The sequence below is a fragment of the Streptomyces sp. NPDC085460 genome (assembly GCF_044541975.1).
GTDB lineage: Bacteria > Actinomycetota > Actinomycetes > Streptomycetales > Streptomycetaceae > Streptomyces.
Window position 1 is genome coordinate 23592 of record NZ_JBITTO010000005.1, and the last position, 16668, is coordinate 40259.

Here is a 16668-nt window from a genome sequence, read left to right on the forward strand (position 1 = left end):
GTCGGCACGGCAGACGAGCCGGGCGGGCGGCCGCGTGGAGATCCCCGGATCTCCCCGAGGAACGTCCGGGCTCCACAGAGCAGGGTGGTGGCTAACGGCCACCCGGGGTGACCCGCGGGACAGTGCCACAGAGAACAGACCGCCGGGGGCCTCGGCCCACGGTAAGGGTGAAACGGTGGTGTAAGAGACCACCAGCGCCTGAGGTGACTCAGGCGGCTAGGTAAACCCCACCCGGAGCAAGGTCAAGAGGGGACACCCCGGTGTCCCTGCGTGAACGATCGAGGGCTGCTCGCCCGAGTTCGCGGGTAGACCGCACGAGGCCGGCGGCGACGCCGGCCCTAGATGGATGGCCGTCACCCCGACGACCGCGAGGTCCCGGGGCACAGAACCCGGCGTACAGCCCGACTCGTCTGCCCCTCAGGGCCTCTGACCAGTGAAATCGCAGGTCAGAGGCTCTTTTCCGTGGCGGACCGTTTTCCATGTCTGCCGCTCCCAGGGTCGAGCTTCGGTGTTGTCGTCTCAGGAGTGGGGCGGCCTCGGCTTGAGGAAACAGGATGCGCCGCGCTTCCGCGTGGTGCGCCGCGAGGCCGTGCGGCTCCCACAGGTGTCCCTTCCACCGCTGGATCGCGCGGGGCGCGTCGGGGGTCAGGTGATCGGGTGCTCCCAGCGCAGGGAAGGCGCCTGGCCGATCCAGTACCGGTGAGACACGGGCGTCACGTGGAGCCGTACGGAGTCGATATCCGGGGCGCCGGCGTCCTGCCAGGCGACGAGCGCACGTTCCACGGCATCCCACAGGCCGACCGGGCCGCCTTGGCGGACAGTCCAGCTGTCACCGTCGGCGAGGAACTCGGCGAACGACTCCTTCTCCGGATCGAACAGGTACCGCAAGGGTGAGCCGTCACCGCCCGTCGCCCGGACGAACTGAGCGCCGGGCGCCGCCAACTGCGCGAGGAAGGCGGGCATCCACTCCTCCAGGGCGAGAGGAGACACCTGAGCGCGCCGTTCACTGTCCGCGTACGCGGTCCGGGCGGCGAGATCGCCGGCCACGGGGGCCACTGTCTGGGCCCGCGCCTGCATGAAGGAAGAGCGTCCGATGACCGAGCCCTCGGCGGTGCCGTCATCGCCGACCGCCAGTTTCGCGAGGCCGGTTCCCCACGGCCAGGAGCCGACCGTGCCGAGGACAACGCCTCCGGGCCTCGTCTGCCTGATCCACGCGTACGGGATGCGGCGGACCGCGCAGGTGGCGATGACCCGGTCGTAGGGCGCCCGGTACGGGTGTCCGAGAAGCCCGTCGCCCGTCACCGTCCACGTCGAGAAGCCGGTGGCTTCGAGAGCGGCATCGGCGCGTGCGGCCACCTGTGCGTCCACCTCGACCGTGGCGACGTTGTCCTCGCCGAGGTAGTGGCACATCAGGGCCGTGGAGTAGCCGGTGCCCGTGCCGATCTCCAGGACTCGGTGGCCCGTCGCGAGGTCCAGGGTCTCGATCATGCCGACGACGGTGACCGGGTCGGTCGACGAGCACGTGGGCACGCCCGCGACGGGTCCGCCGACCTGGTCGGCGGTGAGGTGGCCGTCGAGCTGGGTGGTGAGCGTGTCGACGCTGTATGCGATCTTCAGCCACTCGTCCGGGTCCACGCCTGCGGCGGTGACGGGCCGCCAGGTCCGACCCTCGTCCAGGAACACTCCGGGGTGGAGGAAGCGTTCGCGGGAGACGGTCTCGACGGCCGCGCGCAACCAGGGGGATTTCAGGACGCCTTCGTCCACGAGCGCTTTCGCCATGCGGTGTCGCTCGGATGCCGGGTCGGTCATCGGTGATCTCCCTGTGCGAGTAGGTCGGCGAACGCGGCGGACATCGGGAGGCCGGTTTCGGTCTCCAGCCACCCCCATTGCCCGTTGGGATTCAGTTCGAGCCACCAGTACTCCCCAGCCCGGTCGAGCGCGAGGTCGAAGCTTCCCGACACCAGATCCAGTCGGTCCAGGTAGGCGTGCAGTGCCTTGTCCACCTGGTCGGGTAGGTGCACCACGGTGTAGGTCAGGGCGCTGTAGTCCGTGCGCCAGTCCAGGAGGCCGGAGTCGATGCGTACGGCGAACGTGTGCCAGCCTGCGAGAAGTACGCGAACGTCGGCGACCTTGTCCACGCGGGCCTGGAACAGGTGCGGCGCGACCCGAACGCTGTCGTCGATCTCGTTGGGGACTACGGGGGCGGCCCATCCCGTCACCGGCACGCCGTCACGCGTGTAGGGGGTCCATCGCAAGGTCTTGAAGATCGCCTGACCCTGATCGTGGACGAACGCGCGAGCCTCGTCCGGATCATTGGTGACGAGTGTGGGCGGGATGGTGAAACCGAGCTGCTGGGCGAGAACGAGCTGCGCGGGCTTGTAGTCGGCTGCGGCAACGCGCAGGGGGTGGTTGACCCAGAGCGGGCCGCCCAGGGCGTAGAGGGTGCCACCCAATCCGTAGCGGACCTGCGCCGCCGCGAACCGGGAGTCATCAGCGGACAGGTGGGGAAACGTGGGCCATTCCGGGCGGCGCCAGTACACCGACCGGACCTGGGTCACATCAGCGGTTCTCGACGGGGTGCGCACCTGCCCGACCACCGGGGCCGGGCAGGTGCCGAACCGAGCCGAGACCGTGAGGTTCTCGCCGATGTCGGCGGGGTTGAAACGGACCACCGGCACGTCACGCCGGTTGAGTTCAGTGATCACCATGTCGGCGGTGATGTCGTCCGCCTCGGTGGCCACCAGAACCGGGTTCTCCTCGGTCATGGCCATCAGTCCTGACTGTTGTCCTGGTCGTGACCCTGGTCGTTCCGGGAGTCCGAGTTCGTCGTCGTGGAGGTCTCGGTACCGGAGCTGGTGCCGTGCTTGCCCATCTCGACCACCTGCCCGACGCGGTCGCGGAACACCCCGAGCTGCGTCGTGGGGTCGATGGCGACCGTGGCGTGGGGTCGGCGGGTGACCGTCGGGTAGGGCGCGAGTCGGCCCGCACCCCACGGCAGCGTGGGGGAGGGGAGTGCGGCGGAGGTGGTCATGAGAGTCCTCGGGTTGAAGGAGGTGGTACGGGAAGCCGCCGGCGTCAGGGCGCCCGGCGGCGATCTGCGGACAACAGCTCAGGGGCAAGCGGCCTGGATGTTGTCGGCCGCTGTCGTCCACTCGACTCCGGACGCGGGCCGGACGTGCGCGATGCGGACCGTGCCGTGGCTGTGGAGCTCGTGTGTGACGGCGACCAGCACACCCTCCCCGCGCGAGGCGATGTCACGGACAAGCGTGTCCAGCAGCGGGTGGTGCTCGTAGCCGTCGGAACCGACCGGGTTCACTCCTCCGGCTCCTGCCGGGCCTCGACGCGGCGCATGAACCTCTCCCAGCCGCCGGCCGCTCGCACCCGCAGAGCACGGCTCGGCGCACCCGGCCGGGGCTCCGGCGGCGTGAACGTACGACCGCTGGCGCCAGGGCTCCTGCGGGCCAGTCCGGAGGTTGTCACTCGGTCGCTCCTCTCAGTGGCGGAGCCGCCCGGAGGGTCATGCGACCTTCGAGCAGCATGTGACCAGTGGACGACAATCCGTTACTTTCTCCCAGAGCGGACCTCGCGCAATTGCCAGGCGTTTTCCAGGCGTTGGCGCGCGGGGGCATGAGTGCGTGAAAGGGTTCTCGTGAGGGGAGAGCTATGACGTCGAGACGTAAGCACTTCGCGGAACGGCGCGCGGCCCGGGGTTACTCTCAAGAGGAATTCGCGGAAGCACTCTCGGTGGCCGCGTCCACCGTGGTCCGTTGGGAAAGTGGTCGGGCCACCCCGCGTCCCCATCAACGCCCGACGATCGCTGAGCTGTTGGGAGTAACCCTCTCCGAGCTGGAAGTCCTTCTCTCCCACGAGCAGCTGGCCGAGACAGCCGGGTTCGACGCCGCTCCACCTCTTCTCCATGGTGATGATGACGACATGAAGCGCCGCGAAGTCCTGGGCCTGCTCGCCGTGACGGGTGCGCTGGTGGCTCTTCCAGATCCCGGTGACGCGGCCAGAGAGCGGGCGGTATCGACGCTCTTGGAGACAGGGGACGCCCTGCACCGCAGCCTCTGGCAGGTCTACGCGCTCTCGGACTCCAAGCAGGTCGTCTTCCCTGCGGTGCGCGCACAGCTCGATGTGATGGCGAAGGGGCTGACCGAGACCCGTACTGCTGTAGATCGATCCCGATTGTGTCGGATGACGGCCGACCTCTACCAGCTCGTCGGCGAGTTGTTCTTCGACGCCAACCGGTACACCGACGCCGCGCAGTGCTACACACTGGCCGCCAACGCCGCCTACGCCGGCGGCGACCACGATCTGTGGGCCTGTGCCATGACCCGCCACGCATACGTCGAGCTGTACGCGCGACGCGCGCACGCAGCCCAGCCCCTGCTCGCGGCAGCTTTCCGCATCGCGCGGAGGGGTGACGACGCTCTCTCCACCCGCCACTGGGTCGCGGCCGTCCAAGCGCAGGCGTACGCCGCCGTGGGCGATCTCCCCGCGTGCAGCCGGGCTCTTGACGAAGCCGAGAAAGTGCACGCCCTCGACGGTGCTCACTCCCACAACGGCGGCTGGCTCCGCTTCGACGGCTCCCGCCTGGCAGAGGAGAGAGGGGCCTGCTATCTCCAACTGGGCCGCCCTGACCTCGCTGAGGCCGCGCTCACCGCAGCCCTTGCCCAGCCGCTGTCCCTGCGTCGCCGCGCTGCTGTCTTGAGCGATCTCGCCGTGCTCGGGGTGCACAGGCGGGACATCGACCAGGTCGTGCACTACGCGGAGCAAGCACTCGGACTGGCCGACCGGTCGAATTCGGGATTCATCGGCAAGAAGCTGGACGGGCTCAGGGGGCGTTTTGCCCCGCTCATGTCCGATGACCGAGTCTCGACTCTCGATCACCGAATCGCGGCGCTTCCGCGCACCGCATGATGAGAGGGGCACGCACATGAACGACGGCCGGATCTTCCGCGAGGCGTGGATCGATGGTGTGAACAAGCACTATCCCGGCGACCCCAAGCCCGGCTACGTGACGCCGTGGGAAGAGACGCCCGCGTGGGAGCGCGAGGCCGCCACCGCCGTGTGCGGGCAGGTGCGCGACTTCATCGAGGTCAGCGGCGGCCATGCGGCTCGGCTCACCCGCGAGCAGAAGGGCCGATTCGTCGCGATCTGCTGGACCGCCCAGATGTTCAGGCACTTCGAGGACCCGAAGCCCGGATACGTCGCCGACTGGTCCGACCTGCCGGTGTGGCAGCGTGAGACGGACGCGGACATCTTCGAACGCATCGAGGGGACCGTCTGATCTCAGGAGCGATGACGTCCCCGTCCGGGTCGATCCGGGCGGGGACGTCCTGTCACACACCCATGCAGGCCCCCCTGATGCGCGGCATCGCGCGTCAGCGCTTGGGCGGATGTTCCGTTCCGTCCGCCAGGCTGCTCCAGGCCGTCATCGCCTCGTTCCACTGCTCCCCCGTGAGTTCCGTGAGGGACGCGGGGAAGAGGCCGTCCTCCTCCTTCGCGATGTGCTCGCGGAGTTCGCCGACCGCCCGCGCGAACGCGTCCCGCTGCGCGGGCTCGTCCAGGTCGAGCGTGGTGAGGAAGGCGTCGAGCTCGCGGTGTTCGGCGACGAGGGCGGCCACGTACGCCGCGTACTCCTCGTTCTCGGCCATGACCCGGAAGAGGCCCGCCTCCTCGCCCGCCCAGTGGCGCCGCAGCAGCGCCGTCATCTCGGCGGCGAGGAGGGACGCCCGCGCCCGGTCGTCCGCGTCGAGGGCGCGGACCGCGTCGCCGCCGAGGTCGGTGACGGTCTCGTGCTCGGCGATGAACTCCTTGATCAGGGGGATGTCGCGGCAACCGCAGTAGTGGCACATCCCCGGATCGTCACATCAGAGCGCGCCCGGCTCCCGGGCGGCGCGCCAGGGCCGGCACATCAGCAGGAAGCAGGCCAGGGCCGCGGCCGCGCAGGCGAGCTGGACGACGGCCATGGGGACGGCGGTCCGCTCGCCCGCGATGCCGACGAGCGGCGAGGCGACCGCGCCGATGAGGAAGGACGAGGTGCCGAGGAGCGCGGAGGCCGAGCCGGCCGCGTGCGGGGTCCGCATCAGCGCCTGCGCGTTGGTGTTCGGCATGGCCAGGCCCATCGCGGACATGAGGACGAAGAGTCCGGCGGCGATCGGAACGAGGCCGACCTCGCCGAAGACGCCGGCGGTCATCAGGAGCAGCGCCGTCGAGGCGAGCAGGATGACGGAGAGGCCGAGGCCGAGGGCCTTGTCGAGGCTGACCCGGCCGACGAGGAGCTTGCCGTTGATCTGGCCGACGGCGACGAGGCCGATGGAGTTGAGCCCGAAGAGGAGGCTGAAGGTCTGCGGGGAGGCGCCGTAGATCTCCTGGACGACGAAGGGGGAGGCGGAGATGTAGGCGAAGAGGGCGGCGAAGGCGAGCCCGCCGGCCAGCATGTAGCCGGTGAAGACGCGGTCGGCGAGCAGACCGCGCATGGTGCGCAGCGCCTGCCCGACGCCGCCTTGCTGGCGCCGCTCCGGGGGCAGCGTCTCGTGGAGGAAGCGCCAGACGACGACGGTGAGGAGGACGCCGATGGCGGCGAGGACGTGGAAGACGCCCCGCCAGTCGGTGATCCGCATGATCTGGCCGCCGATGAGCGGCGCGATGATCGGTGCCACGCCGGAGATCAGCATGAGGGTGGAGAAGAAGCGGGCCATCTCGACGCCGTCGTACAGGTCGCGGACGACGGCGCGGGCGATGACGATGCCGGCGGCGCCGGCGAGGCCCTGGAGGAGCCGGAAGGCGATGAGCAGCTCCGCGGTGGGCGCGAAGGCGCAGACGGCGGTGGCGAGGACGTAGACGACCATGCCGGCGAGGAGCGGCCGGCGGCGGCCCCACTTGTCGCTCATGGGGCCGACGACGAGCTGGCCGAGGGCCATGCCGGCGAGGCAGGCGGTGAGGGTGAGCTGGACGGTCGCGGCGGGGGCGGCGAGCGAGCGGGTGACCTCCGGCAGGGCCGGCAGGTACATGTCCATGGAGAGGGGCGGGAGGGCGGTCAGTCCGCCGAGGACGAGGGTGACGAGCAGTCCGGCCCGCCGGGCGGCGGGGACGGAGGCGGCCGGGGAGGGTCCGGGTCCGGCTATGTTTCCTTGTGTTGTTTTCTGGCCGCTTTCCGGCATCGACTGCTCCATTTCGTTGAAACCTTGCCTATGCTCTCAGCTCGATCGGACAGGACGAAAGCTGTGGGGTGGAACGGCATGAGCGACGGCATACGGTGGGGCGTTCTCGCGACCGGCGGGATCGCCGAGCGGTTCGCGACGGATCTCGCGGAGCTGGACGGCGCCGAGGTGGTGGCGGTGGCGTCCCGTACGGAGGCGTCGGCGCGCGCCTTCGCGGACCGCTTCGGGATCGCGCGGGCGTACGGCGGCTGGGACGGCCTCTTCGCCGACCCCGAGGTCGACGTGGTGTACGTGGCGACCCCGCACCACGCCCACCGGGAGGCGGCGGGCCGCGCCCTGGAGGCCGGAAAGGCGGTCCTGTGCGAGAAGGCGTTCACGCTGAACGCGCGGGAGGCGGAGGAGCTGGTCGCGCTCGCCCGGGACCGCGGCCTCTTCCTCATGGAGGCCATGTGGATGTACTGCAACCCGCTGATCCGGCGGCTCGCCGAACTGGTCCGGGACGGGGCCGTCGGCGAGGTGCGGACCGTGCAGGCCGACTTCGGGCTCGCCGGCCCCTTCGGCCCCGACCACCGGCTGCGGGACCCCGCCGTCGGCGGCGGGGCCCTGCTCGACCTCGGCGTGTACCCGGTGTCCTTCGCCCACCTGCTGCTCGGCGAGCCGGACACCGTCCAGGCGCACGCGCGGATCTCCCCCGAGGGCGTCGACCTGAACACGGGCATGCTGCTGGGCTGGTCGGACTCGGGCGCGTCGGCGCTGCTGTCCTGCTCCCTGGAGGCGGACACCCCGCTGACCGCCGCCGTGACGGGGACGGAGGGACGGATCGAGGTGCCGCGCGGCTTCTTCTTCCCCGAGCGGTTCACCCTGCACCGGAACGGCGCCGAGCCGGAGGAGTTCGTCAACGGCGACGACCCGCACTCGCTGCGCCACGAGGCGGCCGAGGTGATGCGCTGCCTGCGGGCCGGCGAGACGGAGTCGCCGCTGGTGCCGCTGGACGGCACCCTCGCCGTGATGCGGACGCTCGACGCGGTACGCGAGCGCGTCGGCGTCCGCTACCCGCGGGAGGCGGAGCTCACGCGGGCGTGAGGCTCGCCATGCGGGCATGAGGGCTGGTCAGGCGGGCATCAGGCCGGGGTCGCCCGCCGCCGTCACGAAGGAGCCCGCGGTGGTGACCGGGGCGCCCGGCGTCGTCACGTACGGCACGGTACGGAAGTCGGCGCGGGCGCTCTCCTCGCCGAGGGCCACCGTGACGTAGCCGCGCCGCCCGTTGAAGAACTTCAGGTGCGGGTTGGACTCCATGAGCTTGTCGTAGTTCGACGGGCGGTCGGCGCCGTCCTTGCCGCTGGCGATCGAGGTGGCGACGATCTCGGTGCCGACCGTCCGCGAGGCCGGGTCGCGGTGGTCGGCCTTGAGGTCGAAGCCGTACCCGACGTGCACGTCACCGGTGAGGACCATCAGGTTCTCCACGCCGGCCGCCTCGGCGCCCGCCAGGATCCGGGCGCGGGAGGCCGGGTAGCCGTCCCAGGAGTCCATGGAGACCTTGAAGTCGTCGGTCGGCCGGTCCCGGCGCTCGGCAAAGACGACCTGCTGGGGCAGGACGTTCCAGCGGGCGCCCGAGCGCCGCCACCCGTCGAGGAGCCAGCGCTCCTGAGTGGCGCCGGTCATCGTGCGGGCCGGGTCCTCGGAGAGCGGGCCCGGGACCTGCCAGCCGTCGCCGTACGCCTGGTCGGAGCGGTACTGGCGGGTGTCGAGGATGTCGAACTGGGCGAGCCGGCCGAAGCCCAGCCGCCGGTAGAGCCGCATGTCCGGGCCCTCGGGGAGCTGGGGGCGGCGCAGGGGCTGGTGCTCCCAGTAGGCGCGGTAGGCGGCGGCCCGGCGGAGCAGGAACTCCTCCGGCGGGACGGAGTTCTCGGGTGTGCCGCCCGCGTAGTTGTTCTCGGTCTCGTGGTCGTCCCAGGTGACGACGAAGGGGTGGGCGGCGTGCGCGGCCCGCAGGTCGGGGTCCGACTTGTAGAGGCCGTAGCGGAGCCGGTAGTCCTCCAGGGTGATCGTCTCCCGGTTGAAGACGGCCGGGAGGACGCGGTCGGTGTAGGCGCGGGCGCCGCCGGTGGCGTTGACGGCGTACTCGTAGAGGTAGTCGCCCAGGTGGAAGACGACGTCGAGGTCCTCCTCCGCCAGGTGCCGGTAGGCCGTGAAGTAGCCGTCGTGGTACGCCTGGCAGGAGACCGCGCCGAGCCTCAGCTCCCTCGGCCGGGCCCACGGCGCGGGCGCGGTGCGGGTGCGGCCGACCGGGCTGGTCCACTGCCCCGCGCGGAAGCGGTAGAAGAACTCCCGCCCCGGCTCCAGGTGTTCGACCTCGACGTGCAGGGTGTGGCTGAACTCCGGGTGGGCGGTGGCGCGTCCGCGCCGCACGACCCGGGTGAACCGCTCGTCGCGGGCGAGCTCCCAGCCGACGGAGACCCGCTCGGCGGGCAGCCCGCCGCCGGGCTCGAAGGGGCGCGGGGCGAGCCGGGTCCACAGCAGGACGGAGCCGGGATGGGGGTCGCCGGAGGCGACGCCCAGGGTGAACGGGTCCTCGGCGATCCGGCGCCCGTCCAGCTCCGCGGCGGCGGCCGTGCCGGCGGCGGGCAGCTGGACGGCGAAGGCGAGCGCGGCGGCCGCGCCGGTCGCGGTGAGGAACCGGCGGCGGCCGAAGTGGCGTGCGGCGGCGCGGAGTTCCTCGCTGTGGCCCGAGGTGTGCTGCGGTGCGGGTGTCATGTGCCCCTCCCCTGACGGTTGCTGTCCGCAGGTATTCGAGGGGCCCAGGGCGACATCCCCTTGTCGGGGACAGGTCATCCACGTGTCGGACGGGTGAGTTCATAGGGCACGCGTCTGCCGTACGCTCCCGGCCGGGGGCGACACGAGGCTGGAAGGCGGGTCAGGCATGGGCGTCGCAGTGGTGACGGGAGCGGGGTCGGGCATCGGCCGGAGCGTGGCGCGGGCCCTCGCGGAGGCGGGCTGGTCGGTGGCGCTCGCGGGCCGGCGGGCCGAGCCCCTGGCGGAGACCGCCGAGGGCCTGGCGGAGGACCGCGTCCTCCGCGTCCCCACGGACGTGACCTCACCGGAGGCGGTGGCGGCCCTCTTCGACGCGGTACGGGACCGCTTCGGCCGCGTCGACCTGCTCTTCAACAACGCGGGGACGTTCGCGGGCGGCGGCACCCCGGTCGAGGAACTCTCCTACGACACCTGGCGCGCGGTCGTCGACGTCAACCTGACGGGCGCCTTCCTCTGCGCCCAGGCGGCCTTCCGGGCCATGAAGGAGCAGTCCCCGCAGGGCGGCCGCATCATCAACAACGGCTCCATCTCCGCCCACGTGCCGCGCCCGCACTCGATCGCGTACACGGCCACCAAGCACGCCATGACGGGCCTCACCAAGTCGCTGTCGCTGGACGGGCGCCCGTACCGGATCGCCTGCGGCCAGATCGACATCGGCAACGCGGCCACGGAGATGACGGCCCGCATGCAGACCGGCATCCTCCAGGCCGGCGGCGAGCTCGCCGCCGAACCGGTGATGGACGCGGCGGACGTCGCCGCGACCGTGGTGCACATGGCGGCCCTGCCCCTGGAGGCGAACGTGCAGTTCGCCACCGTGATGGCCACGGCCATGCCCTACATCGGGCGGGGCTGACGCCCGCGCTCCGGGTCGGCCGAGGCTGAGGGCCGCGGCGGCCCGACGCTCACGCCACGGCCGCCACTCCACGGACGTCCCCCTCCGCGGCCGTCACGCCACGGGCGCCTGCCCGGTCTCGAAGCGGGCCACCTTCCCGTCCTCGACGGTGAACCGCCAGGCGGTCCGCATCGAGCCCCAGGTGTCGTTGGTGTAGGTGGCGACGAGGGCGAGCCCGTCCTCCTCCTCGCTCTCCACCGTCATCCGCCCGTGCGAGGAGAACACCTCCCGCTCGGTCCACTGCCCGAGATCACGCTCGGACCCGTCGTCGGACATGGTCGCGCCGGGCGCGAGCGCGTCGGCGAAGGCCGTCCGGTCGTTGGCGTTGAGCGCGGTGACGAAGGCGCGCACGGCGGGCTCTCGGAGCCGTTCCACAGGAAGGGTCATGCCCCAGCCGTACCCGCCGGGCGGCCCCGCGCCCCGCTCCGGCGCCGGGGATGGGCCAGTCGGGCGAGCCCGCGTGACAGCCTCCGGCGACCGGGCGGGCGCCCCGGGCACTATCGGGAGCACCAGGCCCCCGTCCCCGCTGGAGGAGCGATGTCGGAGCACGACCGGATCGTCAAGCTGTACGCGAAGGGGGCCCCGGTCGGGGTCCACGAGGGCAGGCTGGTCGGCTTCCCCGCCGACCGGAACCGCACCGCCGAGTGGGCGGTCGGCGCGGCCGGCGGCGGCGGTTTCCGCCTCACCGTCAAGGGCACCGAGGACAGCGTCACCGCCCCCGGCACCGACCGCGCCCAGGCCCTGGTCCGCCCCGACTCGGGGCCCGCCTCGGTCTGGCGCCTCCAGCGGATCACCCCCGACGGCGTCACCACCGTCACCGACCTCGCCGCCCTCGGCACCGGCACCTACGTCATCACCCAGAACGGCCTCGCCCTCGGCCGCGACCTCTTCGAGGAACCCACCCCCACCCCCAAGCCGGTCGTGATCCGCACCGACGACCGCGAACCCCACTGGACGGTGGAGGTCCTGGTCTGAGCCCCGGCCCGCGCCCTCCGGCCGCCGCTCCGGGGCGTGGCGGCGGGCGGCCCGGACGGCCGGCGGTGCCGCCTAGACTGGGTCGGTGAACGTCTCCGCTCCCTCCGCCGAGTCCCTGCGTGCCGCCCTGGCCGGGCTGCTGGACGGTCTGCCGCCGTCGCAGGCCGCCAAGGCCGTGGAGCGGCTGATCGCGCACTACCGGGGGGCGACCCCCACCGACGCGCCCGTCCTCCGCGACCGCTCGGACGTGGCCGCGTACGCCGCCTACCGGATGCCCGCCACCTTCGAGGCGGCCCGCGGCGCGGTCGGCGCGCTGCGGGACGCCGCCCCCGAGTGGGTGCCCGGCAGTCACACGGACGTCGGCGGCGGGACGGGCGCCGCGAGCTGGGCGGTCGCCGAGGCGTGGGGCGAGGCCCCGCCGCGTACCACCGTGCTCGACTGGGCCGAGCCCGCGCTCGCCCTCGGACGGGAGCTGGCCGGCGGCGTGCTGGACGCCGAGTGGCGCCGCGAGCGCATCGGCACCGCGCTGCGCCTCGACGACACGGACCTGGTCACCGTCTCGTACGTGCTCAAGGAGCTGACCGAGGCCGACCGGACCGCGCTCGTCGCCGAGGCGGCGCGGGCCGCGCGCGGCGCCGTCGTGATCGTCGAGCCCGGCACCCCCGACGGCTACGAGCGGATCATCGCCGCCCGCTCCGTCCTGATCGACGCCGGCCTCACCGTCGCCGCGCCCTGCCCGCACAGCGGCGCCTGCCCGATCGTGCCGGGCACCGACTGGTGCCACTTCTCGGCCAGGGTCAGCCGCTCCTCGCTGCACCGCCAGGTGAAGGGCGGCTCGCTGCCGTACGAGGACGAGAAGTACGCGTACGTGGCGGCGGCCCGGTTCCCCGTGACCCCGGCCCCCGGCCGCGTCATCCGCAGGCCGCAGATCCGCAAGGGGCTCGTGCTCCTCGACCTGTGCGGTCCCGACGGGCTGGGCCGCGAGACCGTCACCAAGCGCCACGGAACCCGCTACAAGCGGGCCCGTGACGCCGAGTGGGGCGACTCCTGGCCGCCCGCGTCCGACGAGGACTAGGGCCGCAGCTCCTGCGTGCAGCACTTCACGCTGCCGCCGCCCTTGAGGAGTTCGCCCAGGTCCATGCCGATGGGCTCGAAGCCCCGGGCCCTGAGCGGGGCGAAGAGGCCGGTCGCCGTCTGCGGGAGCAGTACGTGGCGGCCGTCGCTGACCGCGTTGAGGCCGAGTGCCGCCGCGTCCTCGTCGGTGGCCAGGAGGGCGTCGGGGAAGAGCCGGGCGAGGACGGCGCGGCTGCCGGGGGAGAAGGCGTCGGGGAAGTACATGACCTCGTCCGCCGCCTCGTCGAGGACGCACAGCGCCGTGTCCAGGTGGTAGTAGCGCGGGTCCACCAGCTCCAGGCCGATCACCGGCCGGCCGAAGAACTCCTGGGCCTCGCCGTGGGAGAGCGGGCTGGAGCGGAAGCCGGTGCCGGCCAGGATCCAGGAGGCGGTGACGGCGAAGTCGCCCTCGCCCTCGTTGACGTGCTGGGGGATCCCCAGGTCCTCCTCCGCCCAGCCGCTCCGGCGGAACCAGGCGAGGTGCGCCTCGGCCTCGGCCGTCCGTTCGGGGTACGCGAAGCGGGCGCCGAGGACCCGCCCGCCGACGACGGTCGCGCCGTTCGCCGCGAAGACCATGTCGGGCAGCGCCGGGTCGGGGTCGAGGAGTTCGACGGTGTGTCCGAGGGCCCGGTAGCGGTCGCGCAGGTCCTCCCACTGGGCGAGGGCGAGCGGCAGGTCGACGGGTTTCGCCGGGTCCATCCACGGGTTGATGGAGTACGTCACCGAGAAGTGCGTGGGTGGGCACATCAGGTAGCGGCGGGGCGAGGACTCGCGCGGAGTGGGGCGCAATCGGGCCTCCTCACGGACGGGCGGCCCGCGGGGCGGGCCGTGGATCGGTGGAGCCATGGTCCGCTTTCGGAGCCCCGCGCGCAGTGGACCGTTCGGGTGGTTCGCTCCCCGCACACATGGGCGATCCGGGGTGACGGGGAACGAGACGTGCCGTCTCGCCGGGTGGTAGGTTGGGCGCCATGCCCACACCCGAGAACCCCGTGTCCGAGAGCCCCGTGTCCGACAATCCCGAGCCGCAGGCCGCCGAGGCCCGGACTTCCAGGCCGTCCGCCGCCAAGACCCCCGCCGCCAAGGCCCCCACCCCCAAGACCCCCGACGCCTCGCGTCGCAGCGAGCGGTCCCGCCGGGCCATCTTCGACGCCGCCCTCGCCCTCGTCTCCGAGACCGGCTACGCCAAGACCACCATCGAGGGCATCGCCGCCCGCGCCGGCGTCGGCAAGCAGACCATCTACCGCTGGTGGCCCTCGAAGGCGGCCGTCCTCCTCGACGCCTTCCTCGACCTCGCCGCCCGCGCAGCCGAGGAGGCCGGCGCCGCCCCCGGCGACACCGAGCTCCCCGACACCGGCGACCTCGCCGCCGACCTCCGGCTCGTCCTGCGCGCCACCGTCGACGAGCTGAACAACCCGCGCTACGACGCCCCCACCCGCGCGCTCGCCGCCGAGGGCTCCACCGACCCCGAGCTCGGCGCCCGTTTCACAAGTGCGTTGCTCGAACCGCAGCTGAACGTCTTCGCCCGCCGCATCGAGGCCGCCCAGGCCGCCGGCCAGGCCGACCCCGACGTCGACCCCCGGCTCGCCACCGAACTCCTCGTCGGCCCCCTCCACCACCGCTGGCTGCACCGCACCGGCCCGCTCACCCACGCCTACGCCGACGCCCTCGTCGACCTCGCCCTGCGCGGCCTCACGCCCCGCGCGTGACGGGCGTGAGCGTCGTCACCGGCCCCCGGTTCCCCACTCCGGTCACCCGGGGAGCAGGATGGTGGGACCATGGGCAGAGCCGAACGGGCGAGCATGAGGTGTGAGGGGATAGATGGGCGACGGCATCGGCCGCTACCGCGGCACGGAGAGCAAACTCGCACAGTGGCTGCGCAGGCGCCCGAAACGCACCGCGGCCGACGACGGGAACACCCGCGAGACGCTGCTCCTGGCCATCGCCGCCGCCGGCCTGCCCCTGGCCCCCGCCGCGCACCCGGTCGGCTACAGCTGCTCCTGTGAGCGGATCGGCTGTCCCACCCCCGGCCGCCACCCGCTCTCCTTCGCGTGGCAGACCCAGTCGACCACCGACCGCGCGCAGATCGAGCGCTGGGTACGGAACCAGCCCGAGGCGAACTTCATCACCGCCACCGGCATGGTCCACGACGTCCTCGACGTGCCGCTGGCCGCCGGCCGCGCCGCCCTGGACCGCCTCCTCGCCGAGGGCGTCGACGTCGGGCCCGTCGCCGAGTTCCGGGACAGCGCCGGAGACGGCGGCCGGATGCTCTTCTTCACCGCCACCCGAGGCACCCCCGAGGACGAGGACGAGTGGTGGCCCTGCGAGCTGGACTGCCATCCCGAGACCATGGACGAGCATCCCGGTCTGCGCTGGCACTGCCGCGGCAGCTACGTCCTGGTCCCGCCCGCCCGGCTCCCCGGTGACGAGGAGGACCACCCGGTCGTCGGCTGGACGCGCGGCCCCGAGCACGCCCTGCCCGACCCGCTGAACCTCCTGGAGACGCTCACCGACGCCTGCGCCCGGCACGCCGCCGAGCGAGGGGCCGACGGCGACGACGAGCACGCCGCCCACGGCGTCGCCTGGCCCCTCACCCGCTGAACCCGCCCCCCGACAGAGCGAGGGCGGGGGTTTGGACCGGGTTACGAGCCCTCGACCGCCACCACGCCCTGGAGCCGGCCCGCGAACGTGACCGCGTCCTTCTCCGTGCCCGCCGGCTTCACCAGGACGACCTGGCTCGACACCCACTCCTTGGTGACCGTGTTGACGACCTCGCCCTTCATCAGCGCCCGCAGCTCGGGGCCCACCTTCGGCCGGTAGCCCTTCGCCGTCGTCTGCCGCTCGAAGTGGCGGCTCGCGAAGAAGACCAGCGCCCCGCCGTCCTTCGTCCCCAGCGCCAGCGGCGCGAAGTCGCCCGTGTCGGCCTCCCGGTCGATGAACTGCGTGGCCAGGCCGGGGCGCTGGGCGGTACGGGCCCGCTTGTCGCGCCACTCGGTGGTGTGCGGACCGGCGGCGAACGGACTCGCCCCGCCGTCCTTCAGATACGCGGCGTACCGCTCGCTCAGCTCGCCGGGGGCGACCGCGACCGCGTCCGATCCGGCCTCGACCGGCACCTCGTCCCCCTCCGCCTCGGCGAACTCGGGCACCTCGTCCGGGCCGAGGATCACCAGGTGCGCGGCCTTCCACTCCTCGTCCGGGCCGTTGCGGACGAAGGCCACCAGCCAGCGGTTCCCCGCCGCGGCCGTGCCGTCGTCCCGGTTGGCGTCGGTGTCCGCGACGAACCAGCGCGGCCAGCCCGCCTTCCTCGGCACCAGGAAGCGGGCGTCGCGCAGCTCCAGCGGCTTGTGGTCCGGGTTGCCGCCCGGCTGGGTCACCGACTTCGACTTCAGGCCGGCCTGGTTGATCGCCCCCAGCGGCCCGGTCACCCGGCTCGCGTCGAGCGCCGGGTCGTTCGCCTTGTCGGCCCGGTTGAACGCGGTGACGAAACCGGCCAGCGCCGCCGTCGCCTCGTCCGCCGTCGCACCCGGCACGACCGCGGTCTCGCCGTGGACGGTCACACAGCCGCTCGCCGTCAGCGCCACCGCGGTCACCGCGGCGACGGACGCCAGGGCCCTCGCGGGACGCCGTCCCCGCGGCTCCCCGGACCGCCCGGTCTGCCGCTCCAGCCTCAGCCTTCTCATCGGTCGCCTTCTGCTTCTCCACGCGCACGGACGG

General features: G+C 72.6%; 18 protein-coding genes, 1 other RNA gene and 1 pseudogene. 9 read left to right on the forward strand and 11 right to left on the reverse strand.

What is annotated here, in order from left to right; translation table 11 throughout:
- Positions 1-14: 14 nt before the first annotated feature.
- Positions 15-413, forward strand: an RNA gene (gene rnpB, locus ACIGHB_RS13925) — RNase P RNA component class A.
- 146 nt (positions 414-559) lie between these two features.
- On the opposite strand, the pseudogene ACIGHB_RS13930 reads toward rnpB, so the two are convergent.
- The 5 genes and pseudogenes from ACIGHB_RS13930 to ACIGHB_RS13950 all read right to left on the reverse strand — a co-directional run.
- A pseudogene (locus tag ACIGHB_RS13930) lies at positions 560-694 on the reverse strand (DUF6087 family protein); the annotation flags it as partial.
- Complete coding sequence (gene tgmC, locus ACIGHB_RS13935) at positions 646-1809, reverse strand: ATP-grasp peptide maturase system methyltransferase (RefSeq protein WP_399912802.1); 1164 nt, start codon at positions 1807-1809, stop codon at positions 646-648. The pseudogene ACIGHB_RS13930 and the gene tgmC, both read right to left, overlap by 49 nt.
- Complete coding sequence (tgmB, locus tag ACIGHB_RS13940; RefSeq protein ID WP_399912805.1) at positions 1806-2765, reverse strand: ATP-grasp ribosomal peptide maturase; 960 nt, start codon at positions 2763-2765, stop codon at positions 1806-1808. Before tgmB ends, tgmC begins: the two co-directional genes overlap by 4 nt.
- A gap of 5 nt (positions 2766-2770) precedes the next feature.
- Positions 2771-3031, reverse strand: coding sequence for a putative ATP-grasp-modified RiPP (tgmA, locus tag ACIGHB_RS13945; RefSeq protein WP_399912808.1), 261 nt, complete (start codon positions 3029-3031; stop codon positions 2771-2773).
- 78 nt (positions 3032-3109) lie between these two features.
- Complete coding sequence (locus tag ACIGHB_RS13950; protein ID WP_399912811.1) at positions 3110-3316, reverse strand: hypothetical protein; 207 nt, start codon at positions 3314-3316, stop codon at positions 3110-3112.
- 347 nt (positions 3317-3663) lie between these two features.
- Between ACIGHB_RS13950 and ACIGHB_RS13955 the strand changes: the two genes are divergently transcribed.
- Both ACIGHB_RS13955 and ACIGHB_RS13960 read left to right on the forward strand, forming a co-directional pair.
- Positions 3664-4920, forward strand: coding sequence for a helix-turn-helix domain-containing protein (locus ACIGHB_RS13955; RefSeq protein ID WP_399912814.1), 1257 nt, complete (start codon positions 3664-3666; stop codon positions 4918-4920).
- 16 nt (positions 4921-4936) lie between these two features.
- Complete coding sequence (locus ACIGHB_RS13960) at positions 4937-5290, forward strand: hypothetical protein (RefSeq protein ID WP_399912817.1); 354 nt, start codon at positions 4937-4939, stop codon at positions 5288-5290.
- A gap of 94 nt (positions 5291-5384) precedes the next feature.
- Here the strand turns inward: ACIGHB_RS13960 and ACIGHB_RS13965 are convergent, their stop codons facing one another.
- Together ACIGHB_RS13965 and ACIGHB_RS13970 are read right to left on the reverse strand one after the other, a co-directional pair.
- A complete protein-coding gene (locus ACIGHB_RS13965) occupies positions 5385-5858 on the reverse strand; it encodes a hemerythrin domain-containing protein (protein WP_399912820.1) in 474 nt (157 codons plus the stop codon).
- Between the two features lie 15 nt (positions 5859-5873).
- Positions 5874-7166, reverse strand: a complete 1293-nt coding sequence (locus ACIGHB_RS13970) for a Bcr/CflA family multidrug efflux MFS transporter (RefSeq protein ID WP_399913621.1) — start codon at positions 7164-7166, stop codon at positions 5874-5876.
- Between the two features lie 78 nt (positions 7167-7244).
- Between ACIGHB_RS13970 and ACIGHB_RS13975 the strand changes: the two genes are divergently transcribed.
- On the forward strand, positions 7245-8249 hold the full coding sequence (locus ACIGHB_RS13975; RefSeq protein ID WP_360311854.1) for a Gfo/Idh/MocA family oxidoreductase: 1005 nt from the start codon (positions 7245-7247) through the stop codon (positions 8247-8249).
- 27 nt (positions 8250-8276) lie between these two features.
- Here the strand turns inward: ACIGHB_RS13975 and ACIGHB_RS13980 are convergent, their stop codons facing one another.
- Positions 8277-9920, reverse strand: a complete 1644-nt coding sequence (locus tag ACIGHB_RS13980) for an alkaline phosphatase D family protein (protein ID WP_399912825.1) — start codon at positions 9918-9920, stop codon at positions 8277-8279.
- Between the two features lie 166 nt (positions 9921-10086).
- Between ACIGHB_RS13980 and ACIGHB_RS13985 the strand changes: the two genes are divergently transcribed.
- Positions 10087-10830, forward strand: coding sequence for an SDR family oxidoreductase (locus tag ACIGHB_RS13985; RefSeq protein WP_360311850.1), 744 nt, complete (start codon positions 10087-10089; stop codon positions 10828-10830).
- Between the two features lie 93 nt (positions 10831-10923).
- Here ACIGHB_RS13985 and ACIGHB_RS13990 read toward each other — a convergent pair whose 3' ends face one another.
- The gene (locus ACIGHB_RS13990) at positions 10924-11256 is read right to left on the reverse strand and encodes a nuclear transport factor 2 family protein (protein WP_360311848.1); all 333 of its coding nucleotides are present in this window, start codon (positions 11254-11256) and stop codon (positions 10924-10926) included.
- Between the two features lie 150 nt (positions 11257-11406).
- Here ACIGHB_RS13990 and ACIGHB_RS13995 point away from each other — a divergent pair, with 150 nt between their 5' ends.
- Positions 11407-11844 carry a hypothetical protein gene (locus ACIGHB_RS13995; RefSeq protein ID WP_399912828.1) on the forward strand — a complete coding sequence of 146 codons (438 nt, stop codon included), beginning with the start codon at positions 11407-11409 and terminating at the stop codon, positions 11842-11844.
- 85 nt (positions 11845-11929) lie between these two features.
- Positions 11930-12919: a small ribosomal subunit Rsm22 family protein gene (locus ACIGHB_RS14000; protein WP_399912831.1), complete on the forward strand. Its 990-nt coding sequence runs from the start codon at positions 11930-11932 to the stop codon at positions 12917-12919.
- On the opposite strand, the gene ddaH is transcribed toward ACIGHB_RS14000, so the two are convergent.
- On the reverse strand, positions 12916-13746 hold the full coding sequence (gene ddaH / locus ACIGHB_RS14005; protein WP_360311862.1) for a dimethylargininase: 831 nt from the start codon (positions 13744-13746) through the stop codon (positions 12916-12918). The genes ACIGHB_RS14000 and ddaH overlap by 4 nt on opposite strands.
- Before the next feature lie 179 nt (positions 13747-13925).
- On the opposite strand from ddaH, the gene ACIGHB_RS14010 reads away from it, so the two are divergent.
- Positions 13926-14663 carry a TetR/AcrR family transcriptional regulator gene (locus tag ACIGHB_RS14010; protein WP_399912834.1) on the forward strand — a complete coding sequence of 246 codons (738 nt, stop codon included), beginning with the start codon at positions 13926-13928 and terminating at the stop codon, positions 14661-14663.
- A gap of 112 nt (positions 14664-14775) precedes the next feature.
- A complete protein-coding gene (locus ACIGHB_RS14015; protein WP_360311866.1) occupies positions 14776-15555 on the forward strand; it encodes a bifunctional DNA primase/polymerase in 780 nt (259 codons plus the stop codon).
- A gap of 41 nt (positions 15556-15596) precedes the next feature.
- Here the strand turns inward: ACIGHB_RS14015 and ACIGHB_RS14020 are convergent, their stop codons facing one another.
- Positions 15597-16634: a hypothetical protein gene (locus ACIGHB_RS14020; RefSeq protein ID WP_399912837.1), complete on the reverse strand. Its 1038-nt coding sequence runs from the start codon at positions 16632-16634 to the stop codon at positions 15597-15599.
- Positions 16635-16668: the final 34 nt, after the last annotated feature.